This is a genomic window from Caballeronia choica (assembly GCF_001544535.1).
GTDB classification, from domain to species: Bacteria; Pseudomonadota; Gammaproteobacteria; order Burkholderiales; family Burkholderiaceae; genus Caballeronia; species Caballeronia choica.
Genome location: NZ_FCON02000151.1, coordinates 1 through 18341 on the forward strand (window position 1 = coordinate 1; position 18341 = coordinate 18341).

Sequence of the window (18341 nt, forward strand, 5' to 3'; positions counted from 1 at the left end):
CTAGTCGCGTACCACCATCTCATGCGCAGCGGTCACGTTCAGCCGGAATGAGCGGTCACGATCACCGGAATACGCAACACGGGGCGAGGTCGGCAGAACAACATCGCAGAAGGTGCGAAAAGCTCAACCTGATGGCGAAGCAAGGGACAGCAACGCGTGGGCGATTTCGAAGGTGCGGTTTTCGTTGCGAGGCGTCTTTGCTGGCAATGTGCTTTGCCACGTGGAAATCACATTCCCAAGTGTGCGCATCGGCGTCGCACGAATTTCGTCGTTTGCCGTTCGCAGTCGGCGAGACACTGACTTCCTGACTGAACGAAATGCCGAACTTGACAAGCGCGAAGCCGCAAGCGCCGTTTGTTCCGCGAGATGGGGCGCGAATACCGCCTGGCTGCGGATTGGAAGTCGAAGAGGCCTCCTCCGAACGTAATGCGCGAACCGAAATCAAATGACCAGCATGGCGTGGGGGACTTGGACAACCTGTCGCCTATTGACGGACGATAGAGGCGCCTGTCGTCGAAGCGCCAGGCACCACATGCCCGGCCCCGGACTTCTCAGGCGAACGGCGGAATAAAGGCGGCCCAAGGCCTCGCCTCCTCAAACGCAGCGGCGGCGCGAAAGATGTCAGCTTCGCAGCCGAGTTTCGCGACCATCTGCATCCCGACAGGCAATCCTGATGAGGTGAATCCGACAGGAACGGATGCGGCAGGCTGGCCAGTCAAGTTGAACGGATAGGTGAAATATTGCCAAGTGCAGAGATTTCGCCCCTCTAGTTCTTTCGGAACGTCGACGCCGACATCGCAGGCCGCGATGGGCAGGGTGGGCGAGACCAGCAAATCGAACCCTTCAAACACTTCTCGGACCCGCTCGCGGAAGTCGTACCGGTCGAACACCTTCTGGTAGTAAGAGTGCATTCCTTGGTCTAGCGCGACCGCGAGCGTATCCGCGACGGCAATGTCCAGTAGCTGGGGTGAGTCGTGCAGTATCTTGCTGAGACGCGTACCTACGCCAGCGTAAAACTCTGCCATCCAAAGGTCGGCTGGGTCCGCACCAATGCCATTCTCGAGCAGAACCACTTCGCACCCCATGTCCTCGAAGGTCTTCAGGGCGGACTCTACGATGCTGACGACTTCAGCGGTCGGCTTTGCGTAACCCAGGTTCGGGCTCCAAGCTATCTTCATTCCCCTCACGGGCTGTTCGCAAGAGCGAAGGAAGTCGGGTACGCCGCCCTGCAGAGAAAACGGGTCACGCGGGTCGCCCCCTGCGATAACGTTGAGAAGAAGCGCCGCATCACGCACGGTACGGGCGAGCGGCCCGACATGCCCCAGCGTCGGCGTTGCAGACGTGGGGAAAACGGGAACACGCGCGAACTGCGGCTTGATGCCAAAAATACCGGTAAAGGACGCCGGCCCGCGAATCGAGCCGCCCCCATCGGTACCTAACGCGAAAGGAGTTATCCCTGCGGCTACACTTGCCGCTGCACCGCAGCTCGACCCCCCAGGCGTCTTCGTGATGTCCCACGGGTTGCGGGTGATGCCTGTCAGTGGTGAATCACCAACTGCTTTGCAGCCAAATTCGCTCGTCGTTGTCTTACCGACCACACATGCGCCCGCGGAAAGCACTCGGCTCACCGAGGGGGCATCTACCGTGGCGATATTGTCCGCCATTGCACGAGACCCCGAAGTCTGCCGCACGCTGCTCATCGAAATGAGGTCCTTCACAGAGATTGGCAATCCATGCAAGGGACCGAGCGCGTCTCCTCTCATGACAGCGTGTTCTGCACGACGCGCACTCTCCATTGCGATGTCTGGCGTCAGCGTCACGAAGCAATTAAGCTGCGGCTCCAACACATCAATACGCTCAAGCGTCTGTTTGACGACCTCGACGGGCGATATACGCCTATTTGCAATGGCGTCCCTCAATTCCAGTGCAGAACTGAACTGGAAAGATTGGCTAACTGAGTCATTTTTCATCGTTGTCAGACCATTACGAAGCCATTCTCAAGCATATCCTCGGCCTTCGCAACGCACGAGTGGAACGCTTCTGACAGGGCTTCCCGCTGAATCCCCTTCCCGATGACCACAAGGCGCGTTTCTGCAACTCCACGACGCCAAGCATCTGCATATGTGAGCGGACTGAAAATATTCTGAACACCTTGCACTATGACGGGTCGGTCGGAACCTTGGAAATTGATTAGTCCCTTCACGCGATACAGGTTGCTTCCGTAACCCTGTGTGAGACCTGCGAGGAATGCCAGTACCTTTTCATACTCGAGAGGACGCTCTTCGCGAAAGCTCACAGAGGAGACACCGGTATGATGGTGCGTGTGAGGCTCCGAGGTTGAACAAATCTCGCAATGGCCATCGTGATGATTGTGCCTCTCGGGACTCGAGCATGATGGCTCAATCGCAATCCACTTCTCGACAGAAGACTCGCCAGTATTGGGGTCAAACAGTCCGATGTCGAGAAGCTCGTCGACCTTCGCTGCACCGAAGTTAATAAGACTCCGTGGTGCGAAAGGGTTGAGGGCGTGGACTAGAGAGAGCGCATTTTCATATTCTGCATCACTCACGAGGTCACGTTTGCTCATCAGAATCTTGTCTGCGAGCGCAATTTGACGCTCCGCTTCCGCAGCATTTTCAAGCTGCACTGAAACGTGCTTCAAATCCACAAGTGTCACGATTGCATCTAGACGGTATGTGAGGCTCAACGACATGTCCGTATAAAAGGCTTGCGCCAAGGGCAACGGATTTGCAAGGCCTGTCGTTTCAATGAGCACGCGGTCGAAATCGACCTTAGGCTCTGCAAGCCCGGCTCGGCGCATATAGAGCTTGTATAGAGCCTCCATTAAATCGTCCTTGCTAGAGCAGCAGATGCACCCGTTAGCGAGTTCCAACATATCGTCCGAAGCACGGCTGATGAGGTCGCCATCGATGCCAATCTCGCCAAACTCGTTAACGATGACGGCAATCTTCTCATCTGTCGCGTTGGAAAGAACGTTATTGACGAGCGTCGTCTTGCCTGCGCCAAGAAATCCCGTCAGAAGCGTGATAGGAATGCGCTGGTCGTTAGCTGAGGAGGTTTTCATGACAGTTGAGTCCGAGTTTGCAGGCGACACCGCAGCGTGAAATAGGCCGCAACGGCGTCTGCCAAATAGTTTGACCGTAAGCGATCCATTTTCGGCGTCTAGCTGCTGGGGACAGGAGCGAGGAGCATAGGTGTCCACCTATTCGGAGGTGGACACCTATGGCTGACAAAGATCCAGAGCTAAGAGTAGTTCGACGCAGCAGCGACGGTCGCCGTCGTTACGACGATAAAGGCAAGCGTGCGCTCGTTGAGGAAGCGCTGCGTTCTGGCGTGTCGGTTGCCCGCCTGGCGCAGGAGCACGGGATCAACGCCAACCTGCTACGCAAGTGGATCACGAAGTACCTGCTGGAGCGCGAGAAAGGCATCTCGCCGGCATCGCAGGATGATGCTGCCGGCGAACAGGAAAGTCCGCATGCCCCGGAGGAAATCGTCCTGGAGGGCGCGCTCGCGGTGATTGATGGCGCGCCCATTGACATCCCGGGTTCGCGCAAGCGCTCCTCACCGGTCGCCTCGCCCACGGCATTCGTGCCTGTCGTTGCGGCACCACCAGCACTGCCAACCGCACCGCCGTCGCCGTCGATGACGCTCGCACTGCATGTGCGACTGTCCAACGGCGTCGAGTTTGATCTCGGCGAGGCGAGCATCGACGAACTGACCACCGTGGTCCAGATGCTGGGGAGGATGCCGTGTTCCGGTTCGACGAAGGCCTGAAGGTCTACCTGCATCGGGAACCCGTCGACTTCCGGTATGGCATGAACAGCCTGTCGATTCTCGTGGAGCAGGCCATGCGCCTAAACCCGATGGATTCCTCGCTCTATGTGTTTACCAACCGGAGATGCGATCGCATCAAGATCCTGGGCTGGCAGGGCAACGGTTTCTGGCTCATGCTCAAGAGACTCGAGGCAAACGATCGCTTCGTGTGGCCTGACAGCGCGAACGGGGTCGCGACACTGAGCGTCGAGCAGTTGCACTGGCTTATCGAGGGCATCGACATTGCCGCAGTCCAGCGACATCCCAGTCGAAATTATGCACGCGTGAGCTGAACACGTCACCGGCGTGCCGGTCTAAGCGGTATGCCGATCAACGTGACCATCGACGCCGACGAACTCAAGGCACTGCTCGCGATGCGAGAGGCATATGGTTCGCTTCAGCGCGATCATGAGGAGGTTCGCAGCGCACTGCGCCTCGTGACAGCTGAGCGCGATCTCGCCGAGGAACGACTGCGCGCTTACCGTCGCGAACTGTTTGGCGCGAAAAGCGAAGCGCGCGCCTCGGACCAGTTCGGCCTGTTCAACGAAGCCGAAGCGCTCGGCGCGAACGCCACTCCCGCGCAGGAAGATACCCCCGGAACCGAGGTCGCGGCCCACAAGCGCAAGAAGCGCGGCCACCGCAAGCCTCTCGATCCCAATCTGCCGCGTGATGTCGTGCGACACGAGCTCTCTGAGGCAGAGCGCTTCTGCGATCACGACGGACACGCGCTTGTCGAGATCGGCGTCGAGATCAGTGAGCAGCTCAATGTCATTCCCGAGCAGTTGCGAGTCACCCAGCATCAGCGTATCAAGTACGCCTGCCCGTGTTGCGATCTCGGCATCAAGGTTACGCCGGCACCGCCCCGTATCATCCCGCGTGGGCTGCTGAGTGAATCGGCGCTCGCGTGGATCGCCACCGGCAAGTACCAGTTCGGCATGCCGCTCTATCGCCAGGCCGGTCTGCTGCGTCGCTTCGGCGGCGACATCTCGTCGAACACGATTGCCGCGAGCATGGTCCGCGTCGGTCTTGCGACGCAACCCGTCATCAACCTGATGCGCGATGCGCTGCTCGATGCCGAACTGATCTACGGCGACGAGACGACGTTCCAGGTCCTGAAGGAGCAAGGGCGAAAGCCGCAAACGAAAAGCTATCTGTGGGCGCAGATGACCGGCTCGGGCATCCCCATCCGTTGCTTCACCTATACGCCAGGTCGTGGCGCCAGGCTGGCTGACAGGCTGTTTGCCGGTGTCCGTAAAGGTGCCGCCCTGATGACCGATGGATACGAACCCTACAACGGCATCGCTGAACAGTACCAGCTCGTGCACCTCGGATGCTGGACGCACGCAAGACGGTACTTTGTGAAGGCGGAAGACAATGTCCCCAAGGCAGCGCGCCCGCCCGATCTGCTCGCGACACGCTTCATCAGCCTGATCGGCAAACTGTTCGCGGCCGAAGCGCGAAGCCAGACGTGGACGGCTGGGCGACGACAGCGATTGCGACGACGATACAGCGCGTGCGTACTCGATGTCATCGAAAAGCTGATGCTTGAGCACTCGCCTGGCGTCGTGCCCAACAGTCTGCTCGGCAAGGCGCTGACCTATCTGCACGGTCAGTGGCCGAAGCTGATCCGTTACGTTGAGGACGGCAACTGGCCCATATCGAACAACCCTTGCGAAAATTCCATTCGCCCGTTCTGCCTGGGACGCCGCTATCGACACATTGTAGTTATCGAAGGTTCATCCAGCCGGGTAATCGGAGGCGTCGACACTGCTAGCCAAGGCCCTGCTGTAACAGGACCATGGCGCTATCCTGGCCGGATAACACGATCGCATTCCGGAGCTGGAGCTTCCATAACTACAGGGTTTCCAGGAAGCGAAGGACGTCGTCCTTCGGACGATATCGCGTCGGCTTTCGCGAAGGTGCCTGGAGAGCTTGTAATGCACGATCCTTCATTTGCAGATCCGCCTCTACATAGCGATGTGTCGTCACGGGACTTTCGTGACCAAGCCATAGCGCGATGACGGTGATGTCGACACCAGATTGCAGCATATGCGTTGCTACCGAGTGCCTCACCACGTGCGGAGATATTCGGCACTTCAGAAGTTCGGGAAACTGTCGCGATGCCATCTCGACCGCGAGGTTCAGGCGTGCGGTAAAGCCGACACGCGTTAGCGTCCCACCAGAGCGACCTGGAAAGAGCGGCTCATGAGGACTCCGTGGATATTGCTTCAGCCACCGCTTCAGCTCCCTAGCGGTGTCCGGCCACAATGGTACAGAACGATCTCGTCGACCTTTGCCATGGATCCGTACCCATGAGGTTGAGCCAAGCACGAGATCAGCAATACGCATCTCGAGGAGCTCGGAAACACGCGCACCGGTGTTGTACAAGGTTGCCAGCATCACACGATCACGTTGGCCAGTCCAGGTTTCTGCATCGGGAGCAGCGAGGATCGCTTCAATATGCTCGCGAGACAGAGATCCGACAAGAGGCTGCTCGTAGCGCTTCATGGGGATCGCCAATACAGACCGGACGATCGCCAGCGCCGAGGGTTCCTCGGACGAAACATATTCCATGAACGACCGTATGGCGGCGAGCCTCGCGTTGCGGCTGCGGATGCAATTATGGCGATCCCGTTCGAGGTGGTGGAGAAACGCGAGAATGAACGACGCGTTCAGATCTTCGATAGCAATATTGGAAGGCCGCTTGTGCAAGCGTTGATATGCAAAGGCCAGCAGCAGGCGAAAACTGTCGCGGTAAGCGGTCACAGTGCAGTGGCTTACTTGTTGCTGCAGCAGCAGGCGTTGCGTAAAAAACTTCTGCAATAAAACGGGAAATGATTGTGTGAGAGACTTGCTCATGATGTACCTCTCCGACAACTCACGAAGCGCTGAGCTGCGATAGCTAACAGCTCAGGAGTGGCTGTCTCATACCAGTATGTGTCGGTAACCTTGGCGTGGCCGAGATATGTCGACAAGGCAAGAATGCTGCGATCTACGTCCAGTCCATGGGCGTACCATTCCTGGAGTCTGTGGCACACGAATGAATGGCGTAGATCGCGCAGGCGGAGTCGTGGGTGGTCTCCGCGCGGTCGCCACTTCAACGTGTCACAGAGAATATGGAATGCATAGTTGACGCTGTGCGTGGAGGCTGGTCGACCGAAGTCAAAAACGAAGAACGCCTCGCTGTTCAGGGTCAGGGGATCGCGATCGCGTTTCCTGGCGTAGCGCCGCAGGATGTCAGCGGTGGTGGGGTGTATCGGGACCCAGCGCGATTTACCGAGCTTCCCGCACCGAATGTGCAGCAACCGGCTGTCGAGATCGACGTCCGAACGAGTCAACGCCGTCGCTTCAGCGGTCCTCAGACCTGATGAGGCCATCAATCCAAAGATAGCCGCGCAGCTCGCGCCACGCAAGCCGTGCGGCGGATAAAGCCCATCGCAGCGCGCCATCAACTCGATGATCTCGTCGTCGCTAAAGACATGCGGAACCAGCCGACGATGTGCCGCTCCAAAGAGCGCTCGGGGTGGAATCTCTGTTTCGGGATCGAACTGCCGGCAGTATTTGGCAAAGGGCCGTAGGACCTCGATCCTGCGTGCGGCCGTCAACCGGCGACCACCGACGGAACTGCTCGCCCACCGCACGGCTAGCTGCGTAGTCAACGGGCCCCGATGGCCGATCTGTTGTGCGAATCGCGCGAAGTGTCGAAGTTGTGCGCCTTCTGCCTTGAGCGCAAAGCCCGCCTGGCGGCGAACGGCGAGGTAGTCGTCGATCCGCTGCATGAATGATTTGCGGTGTCTCATGAGCGGCTCCCCGGCCAGGGAAGCGCCACCTGCCGAAGCGCCGGAACATTCACCTTGGCATAAATGGTGGTCGTGTCAAGGCTGCGATGGCGTAACAGGTCGGCGATTTCCTTGAACGGGGCCCCGCCTTGTACCATCCGACATGCCACTGTGTGCCGGAAAATGTGTGTGCCACGCACGCGTTGTTGAAGGCCACAACGTTCGGCAGCGCAACGCACTGCATTTCTCACAATGTCCACACTTGCTTCTGCATTGAGCGGTGGTCGATGACGTACAAACACTTCGCGCCGCGTTGTCTGGGGGCGCCCCCGCTTCAGGTACGCGGCGATCGCCTCGCCCGTTGTCCGTGGCAGCGGTACAACATCAACTCGATTCCCCTTGGCATGGAGCGTCAAGGTTCCTACGCGCCAGTCGATATCATCGAGGCACAGTTGTGCGACCTCAGTGCGCCTCAAGCCGAGGTCCAGCAGGCAGCGGGTAATGGCGTAGTCTCGCTTGCCGATGGCGCTATTGCGGTCAAAGGCGCTGAGCAGGTTTCTGATCTCGTCAGGCGCCAAAATATCGGGAAGGCCGGCGAGTCGCCGTGAGGCGACCGGTGGGAGTGCGGCAATAAGTGTTGCGGTTGGGATGCCGCAACTGGACTTGAAGAGGAAGTAGCTGTGAAGGGAATTACCCACACCCTTGATGGTGCGTGGCGCCAGTCCACGCGTGCGACTCAGAACGAAGTGTTCGACATCATCCGGAGTAAGATTCGCAATGCTAATCGTACCTGTCCCGAATCGATCGACGAGAAATTCCGTTATATCCCGCCTTCGTGCGTAGCGGGTACTATCGGACAGTCCACGAACTTCAGACAGGTGACGATCGAAATCCGCGATCTCTCTGGCTATTGCAGTCGATACGGGCGAGATCGGCCCTACGCGAGCGATGCCCCGCATCTCAAGGAAAAGCGTCACTGCCGCATGGATGTTGGTTCGCGTTCGCTCGCATTTGGGGGCGCAATGGCAATGGAGCAGATGACCGAAGAGAAAGCGGCCTATCAATGTATCGTCGACTTCGCGAAGGCCGATTCTCTGTCCCGAGATCCAGTGCGCAAAATGCGCAAGACCGCGGTAATAGCGCTCCATTGTGTTCTGCGAATATCCACGTTTGGTTAGATATCGGCGGTATGAGGCCGCGTGAGTTTCCATGCCAGACTGGGCGAACCATCTTTGAGCAAGGAAATGTCCGGGTCTGAGGCGTGAGTATGTGAGCATGGTGACCCTCCTCGAAACACTAAGACAACACGAGGAAAGTACTCCATATTATGGAAGATTGTAGTGCGTGCTTCACGGATCATATCCCTGAAAACAGGGGCTACTGTCCACACGCGGGTGATGAATCTCCGATAACTACAATGTGTCGATAGCGGCGTTTATAGAAATGCTTCGATAAGCGACGCGGCTGGTTGTTCGCTGACACCGTCGATGGCGCAAACGCGAGCGCCAATCTCTACTCACTGGTCGAAACCTGCAAGGCGGACAGCATCGATCCGTACCGCTATCTCACCTGGCTGTTACAGCGTCTCCCGCTGGCACAGACCGTCGACGACTACGACGCGCTCTTGCCCTGGAAGATGCCCATCAATCTCCGCTGACTGAGTCCTGTACCACATCTCATGAGATCCGCGCTCTTACTCGAGGGGCGTCGTCAATGGATCGCGAACGTTTGACCGAGCGTTTATTCTTCCAGCATCGCCCATGCACGTACGGGCGAGCCACTTCCCTGTTGGATTTTCAGCGGAGGTCCGTAGAACATAAACTCGCCTTGACCTACCAACTCCTCAAGGTTCACGAGCCACTCGTAGTGGGTAATTCCGCGGTCGCGACATACGCGGTGGCTGGGAAACAGATTATGCGAAGGCTTATCCGTGGACGGTCCTTCGACTCCGTGGAGTTTCGACCCCCGGTCCGCGAGCCAATGGGTCGCTTCGGCTGTCAGGCCAGGATTGCTCCAAACGACTTTCAGGTCGGGGTAGTGGCGTTTGTGCAGCCCAGTGTTTAGAAGCACAATGTGCCCATCAATCCGCACACCGGCTTTCCTTTCGCCGGCCTCAAGGTCGCCGACGTCAATGTCGCCGAGGTCCGGGATGTGGGTCATATCAAGACATACCGCCTTCCCCATAAACATCGACAGGGGCATCTCGTCGACGGGCGCACCGTTGGGATTGGTGTGATAGAACGCGTCGACGTGGGTCGCGATATGGTCGAGCGTGCTAATGAACGTTGTTGCGAAGGTCATCGGGTCGCCCGGCGCACCCATACCCATCGAGAGCGACTTTTCGTGGGTAAGGTGCGGAGCAATGATGGGGCGCTGGAAGAGTTTGTGCGCCGGCATGTTGTCCGAAAGGGTCAGTGTGAGGTCAACGAGACGCTGTGCCATCAGAAAATCTCCTATCAATTATTGAGGACCGAAATCGCCTATGAAACAGATTGGTGGCGACGAGTTGTTTCAACTTTCCGATTACCGAACGACGTCCATATAACGGACTTCCTCTCAAACCTCGTGTCGTTTCGGTGCTTTATCCGTCTGCGTCGGGGGCAAATTCAGGCTGGCAAAGTAGGTGCAGGCTTGCGATTTCGCCTGAAAAACTTTACTCACGAGAGAATCTGCTCGCAACAGGCAACGGAGAAAAATGAGTCCGCAATACGGACTCTGTATTACGATGAGACTTTGAACCTATGGTGCTGACCATGCCGACCACCCAAGAACCACCAGAAGGCAAGGGCTCTGGAACTCAGAGCATCGAACGAGCTGCAAGAATCCTGCGAGAGATTGCTTCCTTCAGCGTGCACGGACTTCGTCTTTCTGATTTGGCGTCGCAACTTAAACTCGAAAGACCGACTATCCATCGGATTTTAGGGTGCCTCGTGCGCGAAGACCTCGTCATGCAACATCCCCAGTCGCGCCGGTACCTCTTGGGGCACGGCTTGTATGAACTAGGACTAACGGCAGCAACACAGTTCAAGATGCAAGCCATCTGCGAACCTTCTTTGAAGCGAATTGCTGAGGCGACATCGGACATTGCATTCCTCACAATCAGAAGCGGTTCAGATGCGATTTCTGTTGCTCGTGTCGAAGGCGGCGAGCCCATCGATGTGCCAGCGATTGAGATTGGCGTACACCGACCTCTAGGCGTCGGCGCCGGCAGCCTCGCACTGCTAATGCTGTTGCCCGACGATGAGATAGCGCGCATATGTAACGCCAACGCAAAGCGTCTCATCACCTATGGCGGTCTTTCGGTCCCGCGACTACTACGTATCGTTAAGCATTCTCAGGAGCTCGGGTACGCAACACACGATGGAAGTCTGTTACCTGGACTCAGTGGCATAGGAACAGTCATTCGAGACAGCGATGGAGCTCCCCTTGCTGCCCTGAGTGTCACAGCGATTGCAGACAGCTTGCCTGCCTCCCGGCAACAGGAAATCCTCTCGCTGTTACGCACTGAGTCCCGGGTTATTCAAAATCTGGTGCATCAAGCCAACTTCGACATCTCCGACTTGAGGGGACGCGTCTGAATCGACGGCCGAACCAACGCGTCGACAATACATCGCACGGACTACGCGCTAGGAGGGGGCCTGCGCCGACCACCGCTTGCCCCTCTGTCGTCAGTTCGCCCTCGCCAGCGCGGGCCGCGGCTCAGCCAAGCTGGGCTCGTGCGCGGGGTGAGTCCACGTGTCTTCCGCCGGGTCGACATGGCGTGTCGCGAAAATCAAAAGACCGGACAGGAAACACGGCACCGCTCCAAAGAGAAGTGCGCCGTGAAGCCAGTCGCTACCGGAGTTGAGCGCAGCCGTGATGCCAATGCCGGCGAGAATTGCACCAATCGGGCCCATGGCGTGCACAATCGCGCTACCCGTTCCGCGGATAGCGGTGGGATAGCTTTCGCCAATGAAAAAGAGGGCGGCGGCGTACGGTCCGTTGAGAAAGAACAAACCGAGGCTGTAAAGGCCAACCACTACGGGGAAGTCGTGCGGCCCATAGAGCATGCCCGCAAAGGCGAAACCGCCGCACATCCAACCGAGCGCCAATGTGTTGCGTCGACCGATTTTGTCGCCGATGAATCCATGCGATAGGTAGCCGATGTAACCAACTACGTTTGAGAGGATAAGAATCAGCAACGAGTTTTCAAATGACACGTGATGCACTTGGGTAATAACCGTCGTTCCGAGCACGCCGAACACCTGAATCGCGACCCAGTTGAGCAAAAGCCCACCGCCTAAGACTAACGTCGGCCGAAGCGATTCACCCCGGAACGCCGCCCAAATCCCCCCGCTACCGTGTTCGCGCTCGTTTCCCAGACGCCGACCGTCATAACCCGCCATCGACATTGCATATTGGCGCGGGCTACTTCAGGCACTGACCGCCTCAAGCACCGATGAGACCCACAGAAACGTGACCGGAGCGTTGTTCAGAAACCGGCACTGTTTTGACGACATGCCAGTTGGCAAGGAGCTTTATGATTCGCCTTCGAGACGTTCATGGTTTGTCGAAGACTGCGACGGGGCGCTACCTGAAAGCACGGTCCGCCTTTACTGATACGCTCGTCCGGCGGCGCCCGGCATGGATGGTGTCGCTCGCATTCACAGAAGCAAACCTGTCCGAAGGACTGAGAGCCGCATGTGCGTCGACGGCAATGCTTCTGCTCGGCTATTTGCTACACAACCCGCAATTCTCCTATGCCGCGATAGGCGCGTTCTGGACATGTCTCGCCGACGCCGCGGGCTCGAAGCGAATGCGGCTTGCCTCAATGACAGCCTTTACGCTGCTGTCCACGCTTTGTGGCGGCATCACCGCCTACGCGTCCGGCGCCGGCCTGCTTTCCGCGACCCCAGCCATTCTCGTTTTCTCGTCGGCGGGAGCCCTCGGTCGAATCTGGGGCGCGGCGGCTGCGCAGGTTTCGATACTTGCGGCGACGGCGTGTGTGGTCATGGTCGACAGACCGATACATGGCAATCGCGAGGACCTGCAATTCCTCTTCCTCTATTTTCTCGGCTGCGCGTTTGCGACGTTGCTGAGCTTTACCGTATGGCGCATTCATCCGTTCGGTGCGAGCCGGGTGGCATTACGCTCAACGTACTCGCGTCTCGCCGACATTGCGCGAGACAGCGCGCGCCTGCTCAAACAGGACAGCACCGATTTCGCGAAATGGGCGTCTCATGCCTCCAGGTTTCGAGGTCAGGCCCGGAGTGCACTTGAAGCAACTCGAAAGGCTTTAGGAAAGGTTCCGGCAGTGAAGACCGACAGGCGGGAAACGTATGGCAACCTGCTGATTGCGTTCGCCGATTGCGAGCAGATATTCGCATACCTGATTGCCGTAACCGATGCCGGCGAGCGCGGACATCACGGCATGCCGAATCGGCGACGTGCGGCACGCGCGCTTGAGGCAATGGCCGAGACGCTTCAGCGCCTTGGGAAAATCGCTGCCGATAAGCCCGGACGACCCTCATCGGAATTGCACGGCCGTCTGCATGCGCTGGCGCAGCGATTGGACACCGCGCTCGGCGAGAAGATAGCGCTGAGATTCAGCACGGTGCCGGGCGACGTCGAGACCTCGCAGGAGCCTCGGAAAAGCTGGTGGTCGGCCACATACAACGTGCTCAAACGCGCTTGGGAAACGCTGAAAGCGAACGCGTCATTCGAATCGATTGGAACCCGGCATGCGGTGCGGGTCGGCGTCGCCACCACGGCCGCCTTTCTGGTTGTGAGAAGCCTGCACCTGCCCTTCGGCTACTGGGCAACGATGGCGACGCTACTGATACTTCAGCCGTCGATTGCTACAAGTTGGCCACGCAGCATTGAGCGAGCCGCGGGAAGCATCGTCGGGGGATTTCTTGCTGCCGGACTGGGGCTACTGGTTGACTCGCCGCTTGGAATCTCGCTGTGCGTCTTCCCGCTGGTCTGCGCGACCATGGCGTTGCGCACCGTAAGCTACAGTCTCTTCGTGCTTTTCATTACGCCCACCTTCGTTCTGGTCGCTGACTTCGCCTCCCAGGGCGGCACGGAGCTCGCCTACGCCGCGACGAGGCTTGGCAACAACGTGCTTGGGTGCATGATTGCGCTCCTGGCGACTTTTATATTGTGGCCAAGCCGGGAGCCGGGCAATTTCAAGGACAGATTGTCCGCCGCTGTAACCGCCAACATGGCTTACCTCGGCGCTTCGCTCGCGCAAAGACGAATCAACCACACTCAGCTTGAACGTATGCGCCGCACGGCGGGGCTTGCGAGCAACAATGCGGAGGAAGTACTGGCACGGCTGCGATTCGAACAACTCGACACCTCCGCCGCCGACAAACTTGGCTCGACTGCCCTCGCTCTCTTGCGGAGGCTGGCAGGGACAGCAACGAGGGCCCGGTTTGGCAACTCAACGTCGCCCGATAGTGCGAGTCTGGTCGCTTGGGTGCACGCGGTAGCTCAAGCTCTGAATGAGCATCTGTCCGGCAATACGGATGTCAACGCACCCGAACCGTTTCCCAAGCAACGGCTTTCCCTCCTGGAAGCAGACGCAGTGAACCAGGTCATTTTGCTTCGCAGGCTCCTGCTGGAGCATGCCGACAGTCTGAAGCAAAGAAATGGTGAACAAAAGCGAATGTCAGGATGAGACGCGGTGATGCGTCGAAGCTTTTATCGCCGATGCCAGCTGGCCCCCTTTGCCGACATCGGACTGACCATCCTGCCAATCGAGAAGCAACCACTGGCGTTGCGTCGAACGACTGTATGAGGCGATTCTCGAGCTCTATCAGATTGTCGAGGGAGCGCCGCCAGGCGCGATTGAGCGCCATTTAATGCGCTGCTACAACAACCCATTAGAGTACTCCATGTTTGGACTGCCCTGCGGACAAGGTCTAAACGTGGTTTTTCACGGTCGAGACAGATGTGATTGAATCCCGCAGCCACTTTGAGATGCCGGCTCTGAGTCGTTGGTCAATGACCGCCCCTTGTCGCGCTTCCCAACTCGGCCGGTATATGCCTCCGCCACTTCGCTACGACACCGCGACTCCGAGAGCTCGTCCCACGCCGAAGGTGAAAGCCGCTGCTGCCAAGCCTACAAGAACCTGCCGAACAGCCGAAAATCCCGCGCTGCGTCCATTGAAAAGCGATGTGAATAGGCCGATTGCCGCCAATGCAAGCACGCTGAAGCTGATGCATTGAATGATGGCGCTCGTACCGGATGACCACAGAAATGGCATGGCCGGGAAGATTGCGCCGAGCGCGAAAAGGCAAAACGACACGCCGGCAGCCGACCACGGATTCCCACCAAGCTCAGCGGGGTCGATGCCCAATTCTTCGCGAACGAGCACATCGAGAGCCTTGTCCTTGTCCTGCATGATTTGCGATGCAAAACGCCTCGCCTCGTCTGCGCTTAAACCCTTTGCTTTGTAGATGAGAGCCAGTTCGTGCTCCTCTGACTCCGGGCTATGCTCGAGTTCGTTTTGCTCCTTGGAGACCTGTGACTGCGCGAGCTCTCGCGCGTTTGTCACTGACAGCCATTCACCCAACGCCATCGAGCAGGCGCCCGCAATAAGCCCAGCGAGCGCGGTCAGTAAAATGGCTTTATTGCCTGTTCCTGCGCCCGCCACACCCATAATCAAGCAGAAGTTAGAGACTAGCCCGTCGTTCGCTCCAAGCACCGCTGCACGCAGGTCGTTGCCTGAGGCAACGCCTCGGTGCCAAGATTCCGACTGAGCGATATCGGTGCCCTCCGCAGCGGGGGGGTTGCCTGCGTTCGCCATTTCTTGGACCACGCTCGCGTGGCGGTTCTCGTCTTCCGACATGCGCGCCGTATCGGGATTGCCAGCATACTTATTCCTGTCGGCAAACTCGGCGGCAGCAATCGATGGAAGGACGAAGCGTGGTCCCAGCAAATGGACGAGGCCCTTCATCAGGCAGGTCTTGGCGTTGAAGCCGGACGGCGCGCTCTTGCCATTGGCAGCTAGCTTGTCGGACCAAACGCGTGCGTGCATTCGCTCGGATGCCGCGAGTTCGCCGAAGACTTGTTTGCGGGAGCTATCTTTCTCCACCCGCGAAAGCGTTTCGTAGATTGCCGCACTATGAAGTTCGTCGGCGAGATTCGCGCGAAATCTTCTGAGTTCCTGTGCAGAAGCCATTTAATCACCCATCGCAATACTCGCCGACCTAAAGTCTGGAAAGTCACGCGGAATTGATATCGCATAAATCTTAAATGAGAATAGAAACACTTCTGAATATGTTACTTAGCAAGGTTCCGCGAACTGAGGAATATCAGCGGGAGCCGGTCGGTTAACCGTTCGCCCGAATGAAGCAGTTGTCACGCAATCTTTGGACCCACGACCTGTTACTGGGAAGGGTTTATTGCTCGCCCGCTCAGAGCATACGTTGTAACACCGAGTCGCGAAGAACGAGCCGGTGGAACAACGCGGCTGCGATATGCAGTGCAATTAGCGTGAACAGCACCCATGCAAGCACGCTGTGAACACCACCGAGCTCCATTCCCAGCGACGAACCCTTCTGCGCAAGACCAGGAAAAGGAAGCGTTCCCAAGAGGCGCACCGTCCAGCCACGCGCCGACGCATTCGCCCAGCCTGTAAGAGGTACAGCTAGCAGCACGATGTACAGAAGCAAATGGGTCGCTCTCGAAGCGAACGTGAGCATTGGCGACAGCTTAGCGGGTTCAGGCACATGCGTCACGCGCCAGAAAATTCGAATCACCATCACCGCAACAATCGCGGCGCCCACGCTCAGGTGCCAGGCTATCGCGCCGGTCGGCAAAGTATCCCTATGCACATCCGGCATCGTCCATCCAATTATGAACTGCGCGCAGACGAGACCGAGGATAAGCCAGTGCAGAAGTCGGGCAACTGGACTGTACACAAAATTGTGCGAATGATTCTCAAACACGCGTTCGCTCCGGATAACGGGGGAAACCGGGACAATAGCCGCTCCAACCTGAAGAATACCTTAAGACCCATGAGGCTCTGCGCTACCTCGCGAAACGATTAGACTAGGACAAAATCTTGAAGTGGCAGACTATATGGACCAAACATGCGCATCCTGTTGGTTGAAGACGATGAGCTCATTGGCAGTGGCCTAGAAGTGGCACTGCGCAATGCTGCGTTCGCAGTTGATTGGGCGAAAGACGGGCAACACGCAAAGTTAGCCCTTACGACTACCCGCTACGACCTGGTGTTGCTCGACCTCGGGCTACCCGGTCTTTCAGGAGCAAGTCTACTTTCTCAGATACGCGCACAGGGGAACTTTGTTCCCGTGCTTGTCCTTACTGCGAGGGATACGGTCGGCGACCGTATAGCTGGTCTCGATGCCGGCGCTGACGGCTACCTGGGAAAACCGTTCGACCTCGGCGAAGTCATCTCACGCTGCCCGCGCTTATGAGGCGCTCTCAGAGCCGCGCCACCGAGTTGCTCAAATGGCGTGAGTTGACCGTGAATCCTGCTGCACAAACGACGTTCAAAGGCGACCAGCGCGTCCAGCTTACTGCCCGCGAGTTCGGTGTTTTAATTCATTTGCTCATTCATGTCGGCGAACCGCAGCATAAAGCGAAAATCGAGGAAAGCATCTACGGGTGGGATGAAGAGGTAGAAAGTAACGCGATTGAGGTTTATGTGTCTGCGCTTAGAAAGAAAATTGGCGTGGACACGATTCGGACAATCCGGGGAGTAGGTTACGTGATGGAGAAGCCATGAGAGCGATACATCGGTCCATCCGAAGCCGTTTGACGGTGCTCGTCTTGTTTAGCGTCGGGGCGTCGTGGGCCGCGATGTTCGTATGGAGCTTCCATGCTGCGAGTCATGAGGTGACGCAGTGGGATGAAACAAGACTTATTCAAATTGTGCCGCTCCTTGCCCAACTTGAGGCCAGCGAACTGGCGAAGTTGGCAGACCATAAAATCGATGCTCGTAATGAGATTCCGCATCGCTCTCGCCGCGATGAAGGCGATTCTGACTACGGCGACCGATTCGTGCACTATCAGGTGACCGACCGGCAAGGAGCGACCATCGCGAAAAGCAGCGACTTTCCGGCTGTTGATGTGACTGGCCGTCCCTATAATGAAGTCGAGGAGGTCGACGCACAAAACGGCAAGTGGCTCTTATATACCACGCGTGATGCCCGCTCCGGACGAACCATCAGTATTATGGAACCCGTGAACGAGCACAGCGATTTGGTGAGCGGAGTGGCTGCGCGCATTGCACGACCAACACTTCTTATCCTTCCACTCTTGATGGGCATGGTCTGGTTCAGCGTTGGGATTGGTTTAAGGCCGCTTTCGACTCTATCGAAGGCCATGCAGGCGCGGGACAGTCGCAACCTCACCCCCATCGAACTGCTGCGCTCACCGAGCGAATTGAGCGCAGTCGTGATGTCCACAAACGGGCTACTCGAACGCCTCCGCATGTCGCTCGCACGTGAGCGAACCTTCACAGCAGATGCAGCCCATGAACTCAAAACGCCCCTTGCTGCGATTAAGGTACAGGCGCAAGTTGCGATGAGTGGTGGCGATGCTGCTCAGCAGCGGCTCGCCCTCGAGCGAGTCGTCCTCGGCGTAGACCGAAGCGCTCACCTGCGTATTCCGGTGATCGTGACCGACATTTCCGGCATCGTGACCGCTGATTCCGTTTTATCGTGACCGCGGTTTCCGGTTGATCGTGATCGGCAATTCCGGCGATCGTGACC

14 protein-coding genes and 3 pseudogenes are annotated in these 18341 nt (G+C 57.8%); 8 read left to right on the forward strand and 9 right to left on the reverse strand.

Going from position 1 to position 18341, the window contains the following annotated elements; genetic code table 11:
- Positions 1–551: 551 nt before the first annotated feature.
- Positions 552–1970: an amidase gene (locus AWB68_RS35940; RefSeq protein WP_087649010.1), complete on the reverse strand. Its 1419-nt coding sequence runs from the start codon at positions 1968–1970 to the stop codon at positions 552–554.
- Positions 1971–1975: 5 nt separating this feature from the next.
- On the reverse strand, positions 1976–3085 hold the full coding sequence (locus AWB68_RS35945; RefSeq protein ID WP_087649011.1) for a CobW family GTP-binding protein: 1110 nt from the start codon (positions 3083–3085) through the stop codon (positions 1976–1978).
- Between the two features lie 158 nt (positions 3086–3243).
- Between AWB68_RS35945 and AWB68_RS35950 the strand changes: the two genes are divergently transcribed.
- The 3 genes and pseudogenes from AWB68_RS35950 to tnpC all read left to right on the forward strand — a co-directional run.
- Complete coding sequence (locus AWB68_RS35950) at positions 3244–3795, forward strand: transposase (RefSeq protein ID WP_087649012.1); 552 nt, start codon at positions 3244–3246, stop codon at positions 3793–3795.
- Positions 3771–4127 carry an IS66 family insertion sequence element accessory protein TnpB gene (tnpB, locus tag AWB68_RS35955; RefSeq protein WP_087649013.1) on the forward strand — a complete coding sequence of 119 codons (357 nt, stop codon included), beginning with the start codon at positions 3771–3773 and terminating at the stop codon, positions 4125–4127. The genes AWB68_RS35950 and tnpB overlap by 25 nt, the downstream gene beginning before the upstream one ends.
- A 30-nt stretch (positions 4128–4157) precedes the next feature.
- Positions 4158–5543, forward strand: a pseudogene (gene tnpC, locus AWB68_RS35960) (IS66 family transposase); the annotation flags it as partial.
- A gap of 145 nt (positions 5544–5688) precedes the next feature.
- Here the strand turns inward: tnpC and AWB68_RS35965 are convergent.
- The 3 genes from AWB68_RS35965 to AWB68_RS35975 are packed head-to-tail and all read right to left on the reverse strand — an operon-like array spanning position 5689 to position 8761.
- Positions 5689–6693 carry a tyrosine-type recombinase/integrase gene (locus tag AWB68_RS35965; RefSeq protein WP_087649014.1) on the reverse strand — a complete coding sequence of 335 codons (1005 nt, stop codon included), beginning with the start codon at positions 6691–6693 and terminating at the stop codon, positions 5689–5691.
- Positions 6690–7634 (reverse strand): tyrosine-type recombinase/integrase, encoded by a 945-nt coding sequence (locus tag AWB68_RS35970; RefSeq protein WP_087649015.1) that lies wholly within the window; start codon positions 7632–7634, stop codon positions 6690–6692. The genes AWB68_RS35965 and AWB68_RS35970 overlap by 4 nt, the downstream gene beginning before the upstream one ends.
- Entirely contained in the window at positions 7631–8761 is a 1131-nt protein-coding gene (locus AWB68_RS35975) for a site-specific integrase (RefSeq protein ID WP_235028685.1), read from the reverse strand. The genes AWB68_RS35970 and AWB68_RS35975 overlap by 4 nt, the downstream gene beginning before the upstream one ends.
- Before the next feature lie 308 nt (positions 8762–9069).
- On the opposite strand from AWB68_RS35975, the pseudogene AWB68_RS35980 reads away from it, so the two are divergent.
- A pseudogene (locus AWB68_RS35980) lies at positions 9070–9270 on the forward strand (transposase domain-containing protein); the annotation flags it as partial.
- A gap of 83 nt (positions 9271–9353) precedes the next feature.
- Here the strand turns inward: AWB68_RS35980 and AWB68_RS35985 are convergent.
- A complete protein-coding gene (locus tag AWB68_RS35985; RefSeq protein ID WP_087649017.1) occupies positions 9354–10055 on the reverse strand; it encodes a cyclase family protein in 702 nt (233 codons plus the stop codon).
- Positions 10056–10366: 311 nt separating this feature from the next.
- On the opposite strand from AWB68_RS35985, the gene AWB68_RS35990 reads away from it, so the two are divergent.
- Positions 10367–11191, forward strand: coding sequence for an IclR family transcriptional regulator (locus tag AWB68_RS35990; RefSeq protein WP_087649022.1), 825 nt, complete (start codon positions 10367–10369; stop codon positions 11189–11191).
- A gap of 90 nt (positions 11192–11281) precedes the next feature.
- Here AWB68_RS35990 and AWB68_RS35995 read toward each other — a convergent pair whose 3' ends face one another.
- Complete coding sequence (locus AWB68_RS35995) at positions 11282–11998, reverse strand: MFS transporter (RefSeq protein WP_235028686.1); 717 nt, start codon at positions 11996–11998, stop codon at positions 11282–11284.
- A 134-nt stretch (positions 11999–12132) separates the two neighbouring features.
- On the opposite strand from AWB68_RS35995, the gene AWB68_RS36000 reads away from it, so the two are divergent.
- Positions 12133–14274, forward strand: a complete 2142-nt coding sequence (locus AWB68_RS36000) for an FUSC family protein (RefSeq protein ID WP_087649018.1) — start codon at positions 12133–12135, stop codon at positions 14272–14274.
- Positions 14275–14656: 382 nt separating this feature from the next.
- Here the strand turns inward: AWB68_RS36000 and AWB68_RS36005 are convergent, their stop codons facing one another.
- Positions 14657–15781, reverse strand: a complete 1125-nt coding sequence (locus AWB68_RS36005) for a VIT1/CCC1 transporter family protein (RefSeq protein WP_087649019.1) — start codon at positions 15779–15781, stop codon at positions 14657–14659.
- Between the two features lie 235 nt (positions 15782–16016).
- Positions 16017–16550, reverse strand: coding sequence for a cytochrome b (locus AWB68_RS36010; protein ID WP_087649020.1), 534 nt, complete (start codon positions 16548–16550; stop codon positions 16017–16019).
- A gap of 144 nt (positions 16551–16694) precedes the next feature.
- Here AWB68_RS36010 and AWB68_RS36015 point away from each other — a divergent pair.
- Positions 16695–17353 (forward strand): annotated as a pseudogene (locus tag AWB68_RS36015) (response regulator).
- Positions 17354–17388: 35 nt separating this feature from the next.
- Complete coding sequence (locus AWB68_RS36020; protein ID WP_235028687.1) at positions 17389–18294, forward strand: histidine kinase dimerization/phospho-acceptor domain-containing protein; 906 nt, start codon at positions 17389–17391, stop codon at positions 18292–18294.
- Positions 18295–18341 lie beyond the last annotated feature (47 nt).

Coding starts and splice junctions, on each gene's coding strand:
- AWB68_RS35940 (WP_087649010.1), bottom strand. CDS start 1,970: ATGAAAAATGACTCAGTTAGCCAATCTTTCCAGTTCAGTTCTGCACTG.
- AWB68_RS35945 (WP_087649011.1), bottom strand. CDS start 3,085: ATGAAAACCTCCTCAGCTAACGACCAGCGCATTCCTATCACGCTTCTG.
- AWB68_RS35950 (WP_087649012.1), top strand. CDS start 3,244: ATGGCTGACAAAGATCCAGAGCTAAGAGTAGTTCGACGCAGCAGCGAC.
- AWB68_RS35965 (WP_087649014.1), bottom strand. CDS start 6,693: ATGAGCAAGTCTCTCACACAATCATTTCCCGTTTTATTGCAGAAGTTT.
- AWB68_RS35970 (WP_087649015.1), bottom strand. CDS start 7,634: ATGAGACACCGCAAATCATTCATGCAGCGGATCGACGACTACCTCGCC.
- AWB68_RS35975 (WP_235028685.1), bottom strand. CDS start 8,761: ATGGAGCGCTATTACCGCGGTCTTGCGCATTTTGCGCACTGGATCTCG.
- AWB68_RS35985 (WP_087649017.1), bottom strand. CDS start 10,055: ATGGCACAGCGTCTCGTTGACCTCACACTGACCCTTTCGGACAACATG.
- AWB68_RS35990 (WP_087649022.1), top strand. CDS start 10,367: ATGCCGACCACCCAAGAACCACCAGAAGGCAAGGGCTCTGGAACTCAG.
- AWB68_RS35995 (WP_235028686.1), bottom strand. CDS start 11,998: ATGGCGGGTTATGACGGTCGGCGTCTGGGAAACGAGCGCGAACACGGT.
- AWB68_RS36000 (WP_087649018.1), top strand. CDS start 12,133: ATGATTCGCCTTCGAGACGTTCATGGTTTGTCGAAGACTGCGACGGGG.
- AWB68_RS36005 (WP_087649019.1), bottom strand. CDS start 15,781: ATGGCTTCTGCACAGGAACTCAGAAGATTTCGCGCGAATCTCGCCGAC.